At 46.2% G+C, this 15,957-nt stretch carries 17 protein-coding genes; 2 read left to right on the forward strand and 15 right to left on the reverse strand.

Features of this window, described 5'->3' with window-relative positions:
• Window positions 1–97 precede the first annotated feature (97 nt).
• From ADU22_RS19480 to ADU22_RS19525, 10 genes are all read right to left on the reverse strand, one after another.
• Window positions 98–1,660 (reverse strand): acyl-CoA carboxylase subunit beta, encoded by a 1,563-nt coding sequence (locus ADU22_RS19480; RefSeq protein ID WP_053363650.1) that lies wholly within the window; start codon window positions 1,658–1,660, stop codon window positions 98–100.
• Complete coding sequence (locus ADU22_RS19485; RefSeq protein ID WP_053363651.1) at window positions 1,657–3,333, reverse strand: AMP-binding protein; 1,677 nt, start codon at window positions 3,331–3,333, stop codon at window positions 1,657–1,659. The genes ADU22_RS19480 and ADU22_RS19485 overlap by 4 nt, the downstream gene beginning before the upstream one ends.
• A gap of 173 nt (window positions 3,334–3,506) precedes the next feature.
• The gene (locus ADU22_RS19490) at window positions 3,507–4,334 is read right to left on the reverse strand and encodes an alpha/beta fold hydrolase (RefSeq protein WP_053363652.1); all 828 of its coding nucleotides are present in this window, start codon (window positions 4,332–4,334) and stop codon (window positions 3,507–3,509) included.
• A gap of 67 nt (window positions 4,335–4,401) precedes the next feature.
• Entirely contained in the window at window positions 4,402–5,223 is an 822-nt protein-coding gene (locus ADU22_RS19495) for an ABC transporter permease subunit (RefSeq protein WP_053363653.1), read from the reverse strand.
• Window positions 5,220–6,128, reverse strand: a complete 909-nt coding sequence (locus ADU22_RS19500; RefSeq protein ID WP_053363654.1) for an ABC transporter ATP-binding protein — start codon at window positions 6,126–6,128, stop codon at window positions 5,220–5,222. The genes ADU22_RS19495 and ADU22_RS19500 overlap by 4 nt, the downstream gene beginning before the upstream one ends.
• 101 nt (window positions 6,129–6,229) lie before the next feature.
• Window positions 6,230–6,940 (reverse strand): ABC transporter ATP-binding protein, encoded by a 711-nt coding sequence (locus ADU22_RS19505; RefSeq protein ID WP_053363655.1) that lies wholly within the window; start codon window positions 6,938–6,940, stop codon window positions 6,230–6,232.
• Window positions 6,933–7,706 (reverse strand): ABC transporter ATP-binding protein, encoded by a 774-nt coding sequence (locus ADU22_RS19510; RefSeq protein WP_053363656.1) that lies wholly within the window; start codon window positions 7,704–7,706, stop codon window positions 6,933–6,935. Before ADU22_RS19510 ends, ADU22_RS19505 begins: the two co-directional genes overlap by 8 nt.
• Window positions 7,678–8,655, reverse strand: coding sequence for a branched-chain amino acid ABC transporter permease (locus tag ADU22_RS19515; RefSeq protein ID WP_053363657.1), 978 nt, complete (start codon window positions 8,653–8,655; stop codon window positions 7,678–7,680). Before ADU22_RS19515 ends, ADU22_RS19510 begins: the two co-directional genes overlap by 29 nt.
• Before the next feature lie 12 nt (window positions 8,656–8,667).
• On the reverse strand, window positions 8,668–9,543 hold the full coding sequence (locus tag ADU22_RS19520; protein ID WP_053363658.1) for a branched-chain amino acid ABC transporter permease: 876 nt from the start codon (window positions 9,541–9,543) through the stop codon (window positions 8,668–8,670).
• A 174-nt stretch (window positions 9,544–9,717) separates the two neighbouring features.
• Window positions 9,718–10,881 (reverse strand): ABC transporter substrate-binding protein, encoded by a 1,164-nt coding sequence (locus ADU22_RS19525; RefSeq protein WP_053363659.1) that lies wholly within the window; start codon window positions 10,879–10,881, stop codon window positions 9,718–9,720.
• A 248-nt stretch (window positions 10,882–11,129) separates the two neighbouring features.
• On the opposite strand from ADU22_RS19525, the gene ADU22_RS19530 reads away from it, so the two are divergent.
• Window positions 11,130–11,420: a hypothetical protein gene (locus tag ADU22_RS19530; protein WP_053363660.1), complete on the forward strand. Its 291-nt coding sequence runs from the start codon at window positions 11,130–11,132 to the stop codon at window positions 11,418–11,420.
• Between the two features lie 53 nt (window positions 11,421–11,473).
• Here ADU22_RS19530 and ADU22_RS24820 read toward each other — a convergent pair whose 3' ends face one another.
• The 3 genes from ADU22_RS24820 to hlpB all read right to left on the reverse strand — a co-directional run bounded on the left by ADU22_RS24820 (window position 11,474) and on the right by hlpB (window position 12,426).
• Window positions 11,474–11,620: a hypothetical protein gene (locus tag ADU22_RS24820; RefSeq protein ID WP_156324403.1), complete on the reverse strand. Its 147-nt coding sequence runs from the start codon at window positions 11,618–11,620 to the stop codon at window positions 11,474–11,476.
• 74 nt (window positions 11,621–11,694) lie between these two features.
• Complete coding sequence (locus tag ADU22_RS19535; RefSeq protein ID WP_053363661.1) at window positions 11,695–12,057, reverse strand: group I truncated hemoglobin; 363 nt, start codon at window positions 12,055–12,057, stop codon at window positions 11,695–11,697.
• Window positions 12,058–12,141: 84 nt separating this feature from the next.
• Window positions 12,142–12,426, reverse strand: coding sequence for an HNH nuclease-like protein HlpB (gene hlpB, locus ADU22_RS19540; RefSeq protein ID WP_053363662.1), 285 nt, complete (start codon window positions 12,424–12,426; stop codon window positions 12,142–12,144).
• Window positions 12,427–12,556: 130 nt separating this feature from the next.
• Between hlpB and ADU22_RS19545 the strand changes: the two genes are divergently transcribed.
• Entirely contained in the window at window positions 12,557–12,922 is a 366-nt protein-coding gene (locus ADU22_RS19545; protein ID WP_053363663.1) for a YndM family protein, read from the forward strand.
• 60 nt (window positions 12,923–12,982) lie between these two features.
• Here the strand turns inward: ADU22_RS19545 and ADU22_RS19550 are convergent, their stop codons facing one another.
• Complete coding sequence (locus ADU22_RS19550; protein WP_053363664.1) at window positions 12,983–15,340, reverse strand: PAS domain S-box protein; 2,358 nt, start codon at window positions 15,338–15,340, stop codon at window positions 12,983–12,985.
• 216 nt (window positions 15,341–15,556) lie between these two features.
• Window positions 15,557–15,700 (reverse strand): hypothetical protein, encoded by a 144-nt coding sequence (locus tag ADU22_RS24825; protein ID WP_156324404.1) that lies wholly within the window; start codon window positions 15,698–15,700, stop codon window positions 15,557–15,559.
• Window positions 15,701–15,957 lie beyond the last annotated feature (257 nt).

Consider the following 15,957-nt stretch of genomic DNA (forward strand, 5'->3'; position numbering starts at 1 on the left):
GCCGGTTTTTGGCCAACTGCCATAGACGATTCGCCCTTCCCAATACTAACCGGTTAGTATTTAACCCTTTAATTTTCACCGATAATGACCCTTTTCACTAAAATCCCGTCGGCCAGTTAGCCAGCCGGCGTTCGCTCATCGAGCCATTTTTCCATAGAGCGAACTCCAATGTCTTACATAGAAATTTCCGTGTTTCCCGTGGATGGATAACATCATCAATAAGATGTTTGGCTGCTGCCTTATAAGGCGAACTATCGAATGCCCATTTTTCAAGCAGCTCTTTTCTAACTTCTTTTGCATTTTCAAGACCTTGAAGCTGGCGGCCGTATACGACATTGATTCCTACTTCCGGGCCGGTAAAATTAATTTCAGCTGTCGGCCAGGCGACAACGAAATCGGCCCCCATTGTCGGTCCACACATGTTTCCATAGGCTGCTCCCACACTTTTTCGAATCACCACAGAGATTTTCGGGACAGTGGACTGAGCGAGCGCTTGGTTCCAAACCATGATTTTGGTTGGAATTTTAATTTTTTCTGCTTCATTGCTAATTCGGAATCCTGGCGTATCATGCAGGAAGATCATCGGAATATTGAAGGAATCACATAAACAGATAAAATCAGTCGCTTTTTCGCATTCCTGGACACCGGACGCCCCTGCATATTTGATAGGCTGATTCGCAATCATCCCAACCGTCCGGCCATTCATTCTGGCAAAAGCGGTAATCAACGCAGGACCGTAATGCTCCTTATATTCAAAAAACTTCCGGTCATCCACGATTTCAGTAATAATTTTTTTCATATCATAGGCCCGATTCGCTTTGTTTGGCAAAATTTCGAGCACCTGGTCCACCATCCGGTAAGGGTCATCCCCTGTTTCTTTCATTGGCGGCTCTTCTGTTGCGTTAAGCGGCATATAACTAAAAAACTCCTTCATCTGCACAATGCAGTCTTCTTCTGTAGCTCCAAATGCATCTGCCTGTCCGGTCTGGTGGGCATGAACCTTCCAGCCGCCCAGCTCTTCGGTAGAAATTTTCTGCCCGGTTGCCATCTCAATCATTCTTGGTCCGGCAACCGCCATGCAAGTTCCTTTCAGCTGTGTCACAAAGTCAGATGAAACAGCTGTCCAGGTAGGTCCTCCAAAGCTATCCCCCAAAATGCTGGTAATGGAAGGAACCTGCCTGTTGTGGGTCAGCATTTCATTTGGAAAAAGTTTATCGCTAATGCCATCGGATCCCATGCCATCCGGCATTCTTAAACCCCCGCCTTCATGAAGATAAAACATCGGCAGCCCGCGTTTGAGCGCATATTGGTGAATGGAAACAGCTTTCCGCATATGAACCGCGCCTTCTGTTCCCGCAAAAACCGTTTTATCGCCAGCCTGCACCACAATCGGCCGTCCATCCACTTTGGCGATGCCAGCGATGAGTCCATCGCCGGCACTCTTTTCTTCGGACCCAGTCATTTCGGAATGATTAAGCATGCCTACTTCCATAAACGAATCAGGGTCCACAAGCATGCCAATTCTTTCCCTTGCCGTATAGAAACCGGCATCATGCTGGCGCTTTATTTTTTCGAGTCCGCCATTCAGCTTTGCACGCTCTTTTCTTTGCAATAAATCGTCGACTGCTTCTTTCACAATGTCCTTCTCTTGTTCAATCATTGGTTTACTTCCTTTCCTTGCGGTTCCTTTAGCAGCCTCCTTAACACTTTGCCCGAGCTTGTTGCCGGGAGCTGTTCAATGAACTCTACATATCTCGGATACTTGTAAGCAGCCATTTTTTCCTTCGCCCACTCTATCATTTCTTCCTCGGTGATTTTCCCGGTATACTCCGGTTTCAACACGATGAATGCCTTTACATTTTCACCTCGGATTGGATCTGGAATGCCAATAACGGCGCTTTGGTGGATGCCAGGATGTTCATTAAGCAGCGCCTCGACATCCTCAGGGAACACACTGTAGCCGGAGCTTTTAATCATTTCTTTGATTCGTCCATGGAAAAATAAATAGCCATCTTCATCCAGACTTCCAATATCACCGGTATGAACCCAGCCGTCCCTCAGTGTTTCTGCTGTGGCATCTGGCCGATTTAAATAGCCTTTGAATACCCCTGGATTCTTAATAACAATTTCTCCTTTTTCACCAGGACGTACTGGTTCTCCCGTTTCAAAATCAAGTATTTTGAGCTCCGTATCAAAGGTAGGAATTCCGCAGCTGCCCCATTTAATGTTATCAAGCGGCATAAAAGTATCGCATGTATGGGTTTCACTAAGGCCATATGATGCTTCATGCATGATGCATCCTTTCGTCAGATTCTTCCATTTGTCCGCCAATTCTTTCGTTACCGGAATACCAAAACTAGTGGAAGAATTTCGTTTTAGAGAGGACAAATCACGATTTTCAACACCAGGGATATTTAAAATCGCTACATTCATCGGAGCAATGCTGTACCAGTTAGTAACCCGGTATGTTTCAATTGCCTCGACTGCCGTAACGGGGTCAAACCGGGTTAACAGTACACACTCGCCTCCGGTGTACACAGGGATATTGACCCCCATTACCATCCCGGCAATATGACATAACGGGGCAATGGTGAGAAAGCGCCCGTCCAAATTAAATTGATTCCCATGGACCGTTGCGGCTGTTTTAAACAGCGCGCTCCCATATGGCAGCATTGCCGCTTTTGGTCTGCCCGTTGTTCCCGATGTAAACACAATCAGTCCTACATCATTCCAAATGTCAATTTCTACATGCTGGGCATATGGTTGATGATCCTGCATGATTTTAACAAAGTCATATGTATCAGGTGTAGGTTCTTTTTTCAGTGTCAACTCCCCAGGAAGCGGCAAAGTCGGCTCTTCTGGCAAATAATCGGCATAATTGGTTGATACCACAAACTCCACCGAAGAAGTTTTCGGGCGGACCGTTTCAATCAAAGCTTGCAGTTCCTGGCCAGCGACGACCGCTTTAATTCCTGCCTCATTGATTAAATATTCAAGCTCAGATTCTTTATACATAGGGTTTAACGGAACAACGATGGCGCCGAGACGCTGGACTCCGTAATGGGCAATTATATATTGCGGACAGTTTTGCATAAACAGTCCAATACAGCCGCCTTTTTTCACGCCTTTGCCCGCTAAAAATTGCGCAAATTTATCAACAGATTCGTCTATCTCTCTCCACGTCAAATTCCTGCCATAAAAGGAATAAGCAGTCTTATCCGGTTGGTCGGCAGCATTTTGTTTGACATACTCATGTAACGGTTTTTCGCCCAATCGATAAGTTAATGTTTTAGATACATTTTTTGGCCAGCTTTTTTGCAGAATATCCTTCATTATCGTTAATACCTCCAAATTCGGAACAATTGGTCTTTATGTCCTTCTATGCAGGTTTCTATTTATGTAATATAGTATATTCTATATTTTCTGAAAAATAAAATATTTATTCCTAATTATAGATTTACAAAAAAAATAACCTTCCCGCAAACAATTCGAGAAGGTTATTTTAATTATAGGATTATTGATTGAAAATGTTGTTTTACAAATGGAATCACCTTGTTTGGGGCTTCCACATGAATAAAATGTCCGGCGTTGGGAATGATATGGACCTTTGCCTGCGGAAATTGCAGGTCTCGCGTCTTATAGGCAAATTCAGTTGAAATATAAGGGTCGTTCTCCCCCCAGAGTATCGTAACGGGCTTCCTGATTTTCAAAAGTTGTTGATATGGTTCAACTAATTCCCGATTGGCAGACCGGTACAGTTCAAGAATAACGTTCCTTGTATGTGCAGTTTCAAAGATAGAATAAAAGTCTTCCAGAATATCTTCTTCAACTGATGGGATTTCCAGTTTCATATTCGTCATCCAAGCTTCTTTATTTGACATGGCTTCGACCACTTTTTCCCCCAGACCGGGTGTTCGCCATTTTTTCGCAAGGGGATGCCATGTATAGCCTGGCAGCAGTGACGTATCACTGATTATAAAGCTTTCGACTTGATCGGGATGCTCACAAGCCCATCGAAGGCCAATCAGCCCGCCCCAGTCATGGACAACAAGGTGGACTTTTTCCAAAGAGACCGCCGCCATAAAATCATCAATAAAAGAAAGGTAGTTTTCCCATGTGGAGCCGTAAGGAAACCTCTCGCTCTGCCCAAATCCCGGAAGGTCAGGGGCAATCGGACGAAATCCCAATGATGCTATTTCAGGGATAAGAAACTTCCATAGCATACTTGATTCTGGTACTCCGTGAATTAGCAGGACTGGAGGCGCGGTTTTGGGACCTTCATCAAGATAGGATATCTTTTGGTTGTTTAAGATTAGTGATTTTTTCATTAACATTAGGAATCACCTATTCTCTTCATTTTTTTCATTAATGGAATCAGGCTCTATTTTTTCAGTCACCCTCCTAATGAATCTGCTTTTCAAACAATACATGCCGGTCGTTCATTTTCGTGATTCGCTGCAGCAGGACCAGATTGATGGCCAGTACGGCTGCACTCAGTAAGAACATCACCAATGGCCCTACGATAAACAATCCGCCTGCCTGGCCGGCAATCATGGCGATAACCGGCAAAATGATCAGGCCGCCAATGTTTTGTGCTTCCTGGAACGTCTTTACCCTTGCCGAAATGAAAATGTTCAGCAGCACGGTCAGCAGCGTGACCATCGGGGAAAGGCAAGTAATCAGCACGAGCCAATTGGCCGTCGGGAAAATCATCTCGCCAAACAGCTGGTACCCCAGAAGGTTGATGACAAATCCGCACAGGATGAAGGAAAGAATGGATACCAAAAACGACGGGATGAACGAAGCAAGGGTTTTGCTGATGAACAGCGTCTTAACCGGGATGGGGGAAAACAGCAGGCTTTCAAGTGTCCTGCGCTCTTTTTCCCCAACAAAACTGTTCGCGGCAACCACGCTTGCCGTGATAATAGGGACTAGCAGGAAAAAGGAAGGCAGAAGATAATTGACAAAGATATAGACCAATTGCTGTTCGGCGTTTTCGAAAAGTATCCCATTTGTCTGGGACAAGAACATCTCAAGCAGCTTTCCCATATCATTCCCCAGCGCTTTTTCCACGTTGAAAAATACAGCAGAACCAAGCAAAATGCCCGGCAGAAGCACAGAAAACAGCACAGGAATGATAATGATGGTTGCCAGCAGGCTTTTTGTCCGGAATATGTCCCTCAGGTCCTTCCTGATCATGGCCTTCACAATATTTGCATTCATTTTCGGGCATTCTCCCTTACTTTGAAATAGATGGATTCCAGGTCGTTGTTGACCGTCTCCACCCCATAAACATTGTGCTTTTTCAGAAGCTCCCTAAGCAGGTCCGGCACCGCATCCCGTGAAGGAATTTTGACAAGAAGGGACCCGTCTCCGGCACTTTCCCAGGAATAGCCCAAAAATAATTTGCCTGCTGGAAGGAAATCGGTCGTAACCCTGACGGTGATTTTTGTTAAATATTTCCGCTCCAGCTCTTCTTTGCTGCCTTGTTCCACAATTTTCCCGTTTTCCAAAAAGGCGAAGGAATCACAAATATTCTCGAGCTGGTGAAGGACATGCGAGCAAATCAGAATCGTCGTTCCTGTCTGCTGGTTATACTTCTTCAAGTAGGAAAGCACCATCTTGATTCCATCCGGGTCCAATCCGTTGGTCGGTTCGTCGAGAAACAGAAGTTTAGGTTCATGCAGCAAGGCCTTTGCAAGCGAAAGCCGTTTTTTCATTCCCGTACTGTAGCTTCCGGCCAAGGCGTCTTGATGCTCTGTGAGCTCAAACAAATTCAGCAGCCTGCTTATGATTCCCATATCTTTTACACCATAAAGGGCAGCGAAAAACTCCAGGTTCTCGCGGCCGCTCATCTGGTGGTACAACCCTGCGCTTTCCGTTACAATGCCTGAGTTCGCGCGGATTTCATCGCCATGTGTTTCCGAATTCATGTTCATGATGGAAACCTCACCAGAATCCGCCCTGATCACCCCGTTCATAATGCGGATAAAGGTCGTCTTCCCCGCACCGTTCGGTCCAAGCAGCCCCACAATCTTCCCTTCTTCAACCTTAAAATCTACCTCTCTTAAAACCTGCTTGTTTCCGTAATTTTTGGATACAGCTTCCGCTCTGATTATATCCCCCATAAATTTCCCAACCCTTTCAAGGATGTTTATCTATAAAAAAACACCATGCCAATTTAACTATAAATGACAGGGTGTTCTTTTTAAAGAATTATTTTTGTTTTTTAACTTGATTTGCGTCCCAGATAGGCTTCCATGATGCGCGGGTCATTGAGCAGGTCCTGGGCCTTGCCATCCGCCACCATCTTCCCTGTTTCGAGGACATACCCGTAATCGGAGATTTTCAAGGCCTGCCGGGCATTCTGTTCGACGAGCAGGACGGTTGTTCCGCTTTGGTTGATTTCTTTTATAATCTTGAAAATATCGGCCACAATCAAAGGAGCAAGCCCCATGGAAGGTTCGTCAAGCAGGAGGAGCTTCGGGCGGCTGAGGATCGCCCTTGCAATGGCCAGCATTTGCTGCTGTCCGCCAGACAGTGTTCCGCCAAGCTGCTTTTCGCGTTCTTTTAAAATCGGGAACCGTTTGAGGACCATATCCAGGTCCTTTTCAATTTCATTGTCCCTCCGATGATAAGCGCCCATTTCCAGGTTCTCCATTACAGTCATGCCGGCTAGGATCTGCCTTCCCTCCGGCACGAGGGCAATGCCTTTTCGCAGCAGCTGGTCAGGTCTTAGTCCCGTGACATTCTCACCCAGGAATTCGACCTTACCCTGCTGCGGCTTCAGCAAACCGGAAATGGTTTTCATCGTTGTACTCTTTCCCGCGCCATTTGCCCCAAGGATGGTGACGATGCTGCCTTCTTCCACTTCAAGGGCAATGTTTTTCAGCACCTGGATTTTTCCATAATAAGTGTGGATGCCACTCACTTTAAGCATGCAGTTCTTCCTCCTCACTGCCGAGGTAGGCTTCAATCACATCATGGTTATTCTGGATTTCAGCAGGTGTGCCCTCCGCAATTTTCTTGCCGAAATTCAGGACGGCAATCCGGTCGCAAAGCTTCATTACGAGCGGCATATCGTGTTCAATCAGCAAAACGGTCATTCCCTGCTTTTGAATTTTTTTGATCAGCTGGAATAAATCACTCGTCTCTGTTTCGTTCATGCCGGCGGCCGGTTCATCCAGCAGGAGAAGCTGCGGCGAGCTTGCCATCGCCCTGGCAATCTCGAGCCTCCGCTGCTGGCCATAGGCAAGGTTTTCAGCCGCGGCATCCCCATAATCACCAAGCCCGACGAAAGCCAGCAGCTCGCCGGCACGCTTGGTGATCCGGTCCTCTTCTGCACGCTGCGATTTCGTCCTGAACACGCTTTTCAGCACGCCCGAATGGCTGCGGCAATGCTCCCCTACCATAACATTTTCCAGTGCCGTCATTTTCGGAAAAAGCCGGATGTTCTGGAAGGTTCGGCAAATTCCTTTCTCGGTAATCTGGTAGGGTTTACGGCCGCTGATGTTTTCTCCATTAAAAACAATGTCTCCCGATGTGAGCGGGAACATCGAGGTAATCAGGTTGAACATCGTGGTCTTCCCGGCGCCATTGGGACCGATCAGCCCAAAGATTTCTCCCTTTTGAATGTGAAAGGATACGTCTGAAACAGCACTGAGGCCGCCAAAATTTTTACATGCTTTTTTGATTTCCAGTACCATATTTCTGCCTCCTTTTCGCTGTCTTTGACTTCAGCAGTTCCAGAAGGTGCACATCGATTAATCCCTGCGGCCTTACTGCCATCATGATGATAATAATCAAGCCGTAGATCATGTACCGGTATTCACTGATGAACCGGAGTACCTCAGGCATCAGCGTGAGGAACAGGGATCCGAACACAGGCCCCCAAATCACTTCGCTGCCGCCAAAAACGGTGAAAACAAGGATTTCAACCGCTCGGTGGTAAGCAAAATCCGCAGGGCTTATGTAGGCGAGCACGTGCGCGTACAAAGCCCCCGCAAAGCCGGCAACCACTGCGCCCTGGGCAAAAGCAAGCACCTTGTAGTACGTAATGTTGATTCCCATTGACTCAGCTGCTTTTTCATCCAGTTTGATTGCCGCAAATGCGCGTCCGACACGGGAGCTGTGCTGCCTCCTGAAAAACCAGATGATGAATGCCGCAATCACCAGGAGCAGGAAAAAAATCGTCAAAAAGATGAACTGATTGTTTTGCAGTCCCAGCGACTGCGGGTTAAACCCAAATTCCTTCAATGAAGCAAGAATTTCCCGGCCCATGTGCGGGATTCCCGAGAGTCCGACCGATCCCTTGGTTAGAGATTCCCAGTTCACAAACAAAACACGGATTACCTCTCCGAACCCAAGGGTGACAATGGCCAGATAGACCCCCTGCAGCCTGAGGGTAGGAATGCCAATAAGCACGCCCATTAGCCCTGCCACCAGCGTTCCGGCAAGAATGCCAAGGACGATGGGCAAGTCAAAATGGATGGTGAGAAGGGCAGATGTATAGGCCCCCATTCCCATGAAGCCTGCGCTCGCCAGGGAAAGCTGCCCGGTGGACAGCGGGATATACACGCTAATGCCAAGGATGATATTAATAAGAACAAACGAAGCAACCTGCAAATAATATGGATTGATTAGTTCTGCAAGCATCGGTCCACCTTCTTACGCTGAAATTTTTTGGCCGAACAAACCCTGCGGCCGGATGAGAAGTATGATGATGATTGCTAAAAAGGCAATCGCATCGCGGTAGCCGGAATCCCCGTATACGACAACGAAGGTTTCCGCGAGCCCCAGGATAAGGCCGCCTGCCATCGCTCCCTTGACATTCCCCATGCCTCCGAGGATGATGATCGCCAGACCTTTGAGCCCCATCGACAATCCCATTTGCGGTGTCACCGAGTTAAAAGCCATCCCGACCAGGATTCCTGCAATCCCGCCCATGGCCGAAGCGATGATGACGGTCATCGTAATGATTTTCTTGGTGTCGACACCAAGCAGGCTTGCTGTTTCCAGATTTTCCGCCGTTGCACGCAATGCTTTTCCAGCCTTGGTTTTGCCGAGCCAGAACGAGAGCGCCATCATAAGGATGACGGAGATGACAAAAATGACAAGCTGTACCAGATAGATAGTCACAGAACCGATTTCAAACGAAATTTGCGCAAAAGAAGCACGGAATGGATGATTGCCTGCACCAAATAAATGATGCGATAAGTTCTCCAATAAAATCGATACGCCAATCGTGCTGATCAGCGGGGCAAGATGGGATACTCCCTGCTTGTTCCTGAGCGGCCGAAGGGCAAACTTTTCAAGCAGAAAGCCCATCATGGCCGTAATGACAATAGCCGACATAAAGGCCACCCATAAAGGAGCCTTCAGGGACGAGGTCAGGATGACACCAATAAATGCACCAAACATAAATATTTCGCCGTGGGCCATATTAATTATCCCAAGGACTCCAAATACGAGGGTAAACCCGAGAGCCACTATCGCATATATGCTTCCGAGCGTTAAACCATTTATCAATTGTTCAATCAACAAGGCTATTCACCTACTAAAAATGAATTTGTACAAAACTGCCGGAACACACTATCAATATCCAAAGCTGGTGTCCTTTGTAAAAAGGCATTTGATGAAAGAACGGGCAGCCCCTCCTTTTAGGCGGCAGCCCGTTCTGATCATCCGCGGCCATGAATATGGCCTTATTTTTATTTATTAATTAAATTCCTTGAACTGTCCATCTTCAATGATGAGAACGGTTGGGTCCATAACTACGTCTCCTTCATCATCAAAGGAGAAATTGCCAAGAATGCCGTTAAAATCCTTAACCTGTGCCAGCGCGTCACGGAATTCATCACGGTCTGCTTCGCCAGCGTTTTTCAAGGCTTCAGCATATATATACAGAGCGTCATAGGCCTGGGCTGCAAACTGGTCTGGCTTCTTGCCGTACTCTTCTTCAAATTTGCTGACAAATTCCTTTACCTTTGGATCGTCTTTTTCCCCATACCATGGTGTTGCCACAATCAAGCCATTAGCCGCATCACCGGCGATTTTAATGACCTCAGGGGAGTTGAAGCCATTTCCGCCTACAAACGGGACATCAATTCCCATTTTTCTTGCCTGGTCCATGATTACAGCGCCCTCATTATAAAGGGCTGAAGCTAGGATCAAATCCGGATTCATTCCTTTTATTTTCGTTAACTGTGCATTATAATCCGATTGTCCCTTTTGGAACGTTTCAATCGTCAGGATTTCAAGGTCCATATCTTCCGCTGCTTTTTTCATAGTGTCAAAACCGGACTTTGTAAACACATCATCATTTCCATACAGGATGGCAACCTTTTTGACGCCGTACTTCTCAATTGCTTTTGTCATCGAAGCTGGTATCGCCAATGCTTCAGGAAGGGAGTTGCGGAAAACATACTCTCCCAGCTGGGGAATACCTTCGGCGGTCGTGGATGTTCCCATGATCGGTACGCCATTCAGGTCGGCTTCAGGGCCTACGACATTCATTTCCGTGCTGAGGGTCGGTCCGATGATCGCCGCCACATTTTCCGAGTTCATCAGCTTTTGGGCGGCAGTAAGGGCCTGGTCCTGCTTGCCCGCAGAGTCTTCAATCAATAGATTGATTTCGACATCGCCCTTGGCATTGATTTCTTTCTGCGCCAGCTTGAGTCCGCTTGTAATCGCTTCCCCATAGGCAGCACCCGGTCCCGAAATATAGGAAATGACTCCAATATCGGCCGTTACCGTACCCCCTCCGCCAGCTTGTCCCTCTTTTTCCCCTGTTGCCTGTTCTCCGCCCCCGCCGCATGCTGCCAATGCCAGCATGCTCGACAGAACGGAAAACTGGGCCACCTTTTTCAAGCTCATTTTCATCTTCATTCCCCCACCTTTTAAATATCTCAATTTTCAAAACTATATAACTATTATATATAAAAGCAGGATAAAGTAAATATGCTGGTAAAAATATATTTTCTGAAAATACTATTCAATAAAAACAATAACCTTACTTGCAATCTAACATGTAATCTTAACGCAAAGACATTGGCCACCGATGCATAACTTGTTGGGAAATGAGCCAAAATACTTTAGGATTATTTTTTAAAGAAAAGAGGGAGTTTCTTATGAAGGAAGTTTTACAGCAAGTAAAAGAAGAACTTGAACGGGCGTATAACGAGCCGGAATCTAACAGCCTTGAACAAAGCATCAAAAAACTGCAATCCGCTTTGCAGCAGAACGGTGACAGAGGTACGATGATTGAAAATACGATTACCTCGATTATCCAGGCACAGCATGCCATGCAGCAGCTGCGAAATGCCGGGGATGTTTCTTCTGCCGCCGCCTTTGGCGAAGCGCATAATGCGCTTGACCAGGCAATCAAGTCATACAGCCATGTGGACAACGACCCGGTATAAGACAACAATAGCCGCAAGGAGGCTCCTCCCTGCGGCTATCTTTTTATCTTCTACTAACTTCTCCGGTTTTCCTGGTCTTTTAATCGATTTTGCTGGTCAGGAAGCCTGCCCTGGTTTTTAAACTCTTCTTCCTGCTTCTGGTTAGCCAATTGGTTTCTTTCCACGTCTTTAAGCTGGTCCTGATTTTGTTTATTGCTCATGAAAACCCTCCTAACCTTTTTGATACTAACCACGTTCCCTAAAAAAGAACGAAAAAAACACCTGGCATCCGGGCTTATTTATACATGATATCGTCTTTCAGCGTTGCCACTTTCGTTAAGGCGGTGTCAATATCTCTTTCGCTGACCCCATAGTGGGCGAGGGCGTCATGCAGGTGCTTGACGATGGCTTCAAAATGCTCCGGCTGAATGTTCATTCCTTCATGTGCCTTGGCCATTGACTGGCCGGAATACTGGTTTGGGCCTCCCAAGGCGAATGAGATGAATTTGGTTTGATGGCGCCGCTGCTTGTCCATGTCTGTATGTTCAAAATAATGGTTTACGGACTCATCCTTCAAAACCAGTTCATTGTAAAAATAGTCGACCACCTTTCCGATGGCCTCTTCTCCGCCCAGCTTTTCATATAGTGATTGTTCCATCTTGCAGCACTCCTTTGCTTTTTGGTTTATTTTCCACTTTTACACCCTTTCCATGCCTATCTTTCTATAATTGCCTAATATTTATTACCTTCGCTTGCGTTCCTTTGATTTTTTGATTCTCATGATCTTCGATGATGGCTGTTTGCGGATCCATTTCACAAACCTGGCAAGCTTTTCATCACGCCTTAATTCCTCCAGTGTCGAAAGCCTGGCAGCCAATTCCTCATTCGTGTACAAGGCGTGTATTTGCTTATGGCATGGAATGCAAAGATTGGCCGTTTCTCCAAATGTCCCCCCCATTTCCTTTGGCAGCAAATGGTGGACGGTCGTCTTCACCTCGCTCCGCCCGCACAATTCGCAGTGGTCCATAAATTCCCTCCTTTTCCAAAGGGCCGCTTGCTGTTACCTTAGCATAAAAAGTTCCAGAATTCCTATCTTGCCCCAAAAGGTTTATCCTGACAGTTCTAGGATATACCTAATTAAAAAGGAGGCTTATCATATGGAACATGCTAAAGCACTGGCAATAAAAGGAGTCATGACCCTTGTCATCTTGTATCTTGTTCTTGGAGTGGGCTATGGTGCTGGATTTGGAGATGTCCTCATCTTAACTCTTTTACTAGGGGTTATTTCTTATATCGCAGGGGATTTGCTTGTCCTGCCTAAGATGGGCAATGTTGTTGCCACTATTGCCGACTTTGGTCTGGCATTGTTATTGATTTGGGGAGTAGGAGCCATGCTGATGAACCATAACGAATCACTTGGCATGGGTGCATTCTTTGCCGCCCTGCTGATCGCTCTTGGAGAATGGATGTTCCATAGCTATATGACGAAAAACATCCTGCATGACTCGGGCGCGGAGGTCTAACCAAAAAAGATGGCAAAATAGCTGCCATCTTTTTTTATTATATTGGTTTACATAATAAAATTATTGAAAAGCCATCTGTGATTCTGTTACTGGCAGCCTGATCCTAACCTGTGTCCCTTTTCCAAGCTCACTTTGAATCTCAATGTCACCCCGATGTTCTTTTATGATATTGAAAATGATCATAAGCCCTAATCCTGTTCCCTTTTCCTTTGTGCTGTAAAAAGGCTCCCAAATCCGCTTTAACCGCCGTGGCGGAATGCCGCAGCCCTGGTCTTCAATGACAATCTGAATACACTCGTCCTTCTTTGTGACATCAATAGCAATTTCTCCTCCGCCGGGCATCGACTCAATCGCATTTTTCATGACATTCAGGAAAACTTGTTTCATCTGGTTCACATCACAGCATATTGGCGGCAGCCCGCTTTCCATTGTGGTGGAAATTTTAACATTATTCAAATTCGCTTGAGTTTCAACGAGCGGCAGAAAGCCTTCCAGTATAGACGAAATCGCTTTAAAACTATACTTTTTTGCCTGCGGCTTGGCGAGGATCAGGAACTCGTCGGTAATCAGTTCGAGCCTCTCCATTTCCCTCAGCATAATGCGGAAATATTCTTTTTCATCACTTTTTTCCTCGAGCAGCTGCATAAACCCTTTGAGGGAGGTAAGCGGATTGCGGATTTCATGGGCAATTCCTGCCGCAAGCTGGCCAATGGCAGAAATGCGGTCATTTTTCCGAAGGTATTCTTCCGCCTTTTTATGGGCGGTAATATCTTTGGAAATGACATAGATGCCGACCACCTTCCCCTTTACGATAATTGGCACATGCGTAATATGGAAAAGGCCTTTGCGTCCATTCTTATGCATGAGCTCTCCCTCGAACGTCTGCGGCTTCCCTTTTAAAGCCTTCCTTAATGCCATTGTGCTTTTTTCCAGGGTGGAAGGGGCTACAAATTCGATGTAGCTTTTCCCTTTTGCCTGGCCGGCAGAATAACCGGTTATCTTTTGGACGGAGGGATTGATATTGGTAATCCGGCCGTCTACGTCAAGGCTTGCGACCAAATCCGGGTTGGAATCGAACAAAGATTGATAGCGCTGATGGCTTTCCTCCAGTTCGCGTTCAATTCGCTTTTGTTCGGTAATATCACGGATGATTCCTGATACTCCGGTAATCCTGCCGCTTTTATCCCGGATTGGGGAATGGCTTATACTGACAGCTATCAGGCTGCCATCTGCCCTTTTCCGAAAAGTTTCATAACCATTTACCTTGCTTCCTGCAGCTACATTTTGAAAGATTTCCCTGAGTTCTCCTTCATAATCCGGCTGGATGTCAACAATCTTTTTGCCGATTACTTCACTTGCCTTGAAGCCGAACATTTCTGAATATGAATGGTTGACAAAAATGATTCGCCCTTCTATGTCCATTGTCGCAATCGCATCGACAGAATTTTCCACGAAGGCCTCCAGCATCTCCTTTGCTGCACTCAAATCATCGGACGTCCTGTGCAGCTCTGTCACATCATTGCAGGAAATGATTACCTCTGTTACTTGTCCTTCATGAAAGATTGGAGTAAAGGAGGCGACATAGTGAATACCATACAGCTCTCCTTCGTAGCATACCTCATTTCCATTCCAGGCCTGGTGATGATATGGCTCAATTTTGGAGCAAAAAGGTTCCGGAAAGATTTCTCCCAGTGCTTTTCCGATGCATTCCACAAGATTCAATCCCAATTTTTCAAACAGCTGGCCTGCGCCATTAGTATAGACAAACCTGCCATTTACCTTCTGGAACTTTGCAATCAGGCCCTGATGCCTTTTTAATAGGCTGGCAAGCTCGCCGTGCTGGGCGGTCTGTTCCCTCTCCAGCCTTTTTTGCTCTCCCTCTTTCAATTTTCCCTCTAGTTCCAGTCGCTGGTCACGCTGAATGGCTACGGCCGCCAATTTGGCAAGCGTTTGCAAAATCTCCAGGTCCTTATCCTCCTGAAGCCATGATTCACGATGATAAAGGACAAAGGCACCTGCCATATTCCTGTCAATCAGAATGGGTATGGACCAGCCGCCCTTCACGCCAAATGGCAGGGCTTCCTCACCAATTCTTTTCCAGCTAACATCATGACTCATATTTCCGGCGAAAAAGTCAGGGCTTTCCCCTTTTCCAATGAAAATAGCCGACTTTATTTCTTCCGGGAGAGTCGGAGCGGATTTAATGACGAACTCGCCCCCTCGTGCTGCCCATAGGACGGCACAAAATACCTGGCCGTGCCAAAACTGTTCGAGTTTCCTGCTTAACGAGTGAAAAATAGAGGGAAGGGAATCCCCCCTGGTAATGGAATCGATCATTTGTGCATGAATATCAAGCATCATGCTTGTCTTGCTGATGGCTTTATCCTTAACCTTCTGATTACTCTCATGTATTGCCATACAATCTCTCCTCTAATAAACCTGGCCGATGCATCAGTGGCATCGATAAAAAACCACATTGTTCGCCATAATGAAATTTTAGAACAAGTATATCACTTGAGTATTCAGAAATCGGTCATTACTTGTCGAAATTATGGGATTAGTTAAAATTTTTATTTGAATTTCAGACAAAAAAAGAGCAATGCAAATGCCCTGCACTGCCCAATTATTTAAAAATCACCGGACTTTTCCAATCCGCTTTTTAATCGGGATACTGTAGCAGTCATCACAAAGCCCGTCATTATCCAGGTATTCCGTCTCATCAGCAATAGGTTTGTTGCAGCCAGAGCAAATCCATTCCACTACCGTAATCTGCTCCATGAACTCAACTCCTTTTTTCTTACATAATTCGCTAAATACCTGAAAACTCCTTCCTTCTTGCTCACATTTAGAAGAATCCTTTTTTTAAAAAAAACCTGCACTTTCGGGTTTAATTCTGCGGGCTTAAAAAGCAGGCATCCCGATGAATGCCTGCCCTGGCCAGCTCATTTTAGGTTCTGACAGCCATTGTCAGTTACCACTTTGAAGCTCGACCTCTCCTTTTGGGCACTGACAGCGTTCGTCAGTGACCTTTTTGA

This window comes from Bacillus sp. FJAT-27251 (assembly GCF_001273925.1).
Classification (GTDB): Bacteria; Bacillota; Bacilli; order Bacillales; family Cytobacillaceae; genus Mesobacillus_B.

Bases quoted from the DNA above. Each gene is read 5' to 3' on its own strand.
- ADU22_RS19480 (WP_053363650.1), bottom strand. From the start codon at position 1,660: ATGATTGAACAAGAGAAGGACATTGTGAAAGAAGCAGTCGACGATTTA.
- ADU22_RS19495 (WP_053363653.1), bottom strand. From the start codon at position 5,223: ATGAATGCAAATATTGTGAAGGCCATGATCAGGAAGGACCTGAGGGAC.
- ADU22_RS19500 (WP_053363654.1), bottom strand. From the start codon at position 6,128: ATGGGGGATATAATCAGAGCGGAAGCTGTATCCAAAAATTACGGAAAC.
- ADU22_RS19535 (WP_053363661.1), bottom strand. From the start codon at position 12,057: ATGGAACAATCACTATATGAAAAGCTGGGCGGAGAAGAGGCCATCGGA.
- ADU22_RS19505 (WP_053363655.1), bottom strand. From the start codon at position 6,940: ATGCTTAAAGTGAGTGGCATCCACACTTATTATGGAAAAATCCAGGTG.
- ADU22_RS19485 (WP_053363651.1), bottom strand. From the start codon at position 3,333: ATGAAGGATATTCTGCAAAAAAGCTGGCCAAAAAATGTATCTAAAACA.
- ADU22_RS19510 (WP_053363656.1), bottom strand. From the start codon at position 7,706: ATGGTACTGGAAATCAAAAAAGCATGTAAAAATTTTGGCGGCCTCAGT.
- ADU22_RS24820 (WP_156324403.1), bottom strand. From the start codon at position 11,620: ATGAGCAATAAACAAAATCAGGACCAGCTTAAAGACGTGGAAAGAAAC.
- hlpB (WP_053363662.1), bottom strand. From the start codon at position 12,426: ATGGACCACTGCGAATTGTGCGGGCGGAGCGAGGTGAAGACGACCGTC.
- ADU22_RS19530 (WP_053363660.1), top strand. From the start codon at position 11,130: ATGAAGGAAGTTTTACAGCAAGTAAAAGAAGAACTTGAACGGGCGTAT.
- ADU22_RS24825 (WP_156324404.1), bottom strand. From the start codon at position 15,700: ATGGAGCAGATTACGGTAGTGGAATGGATTTGCTCTGGCTGCAACAAA.
- ADU22_RS19550 (WP_053363664.1), bottom strand. From the start codon at position 15,340: ATGGCAATACATGAGAGTAATCAGAAGGTTAAGGATAAAGCCATCAGC.
- ADU22_RS19490 (WP_053363652.1), bottom strand. From the start codon at position 4,334: ATGTTAATGAAAAAATCACTAATCTTAAACAACCAAAAGATATCCTAT.
- ADU22_RS19515 (WP_053363657.1), bottom strand. From the start codon at position 8,655: ATGCTTGCAGAACTAATCAATCCATATTATTTGCAGGTTGCTTCGTTT.
- ADU22_RS19545 (WP_053363663.1), top strand. From the start codon at position 12,557: ATGGAACATGCTAAAGCACTGGCAATAAAAGGAGTCATGACCCTTGTC.
- ADU22_RS19525 (WP_053363659.1), bottom strand. From the start codon at position 10,881: ATGAAAATGAGCTTGAAAAAGGTGGCCCAGTTTTCCGTTCTGTCGAGC.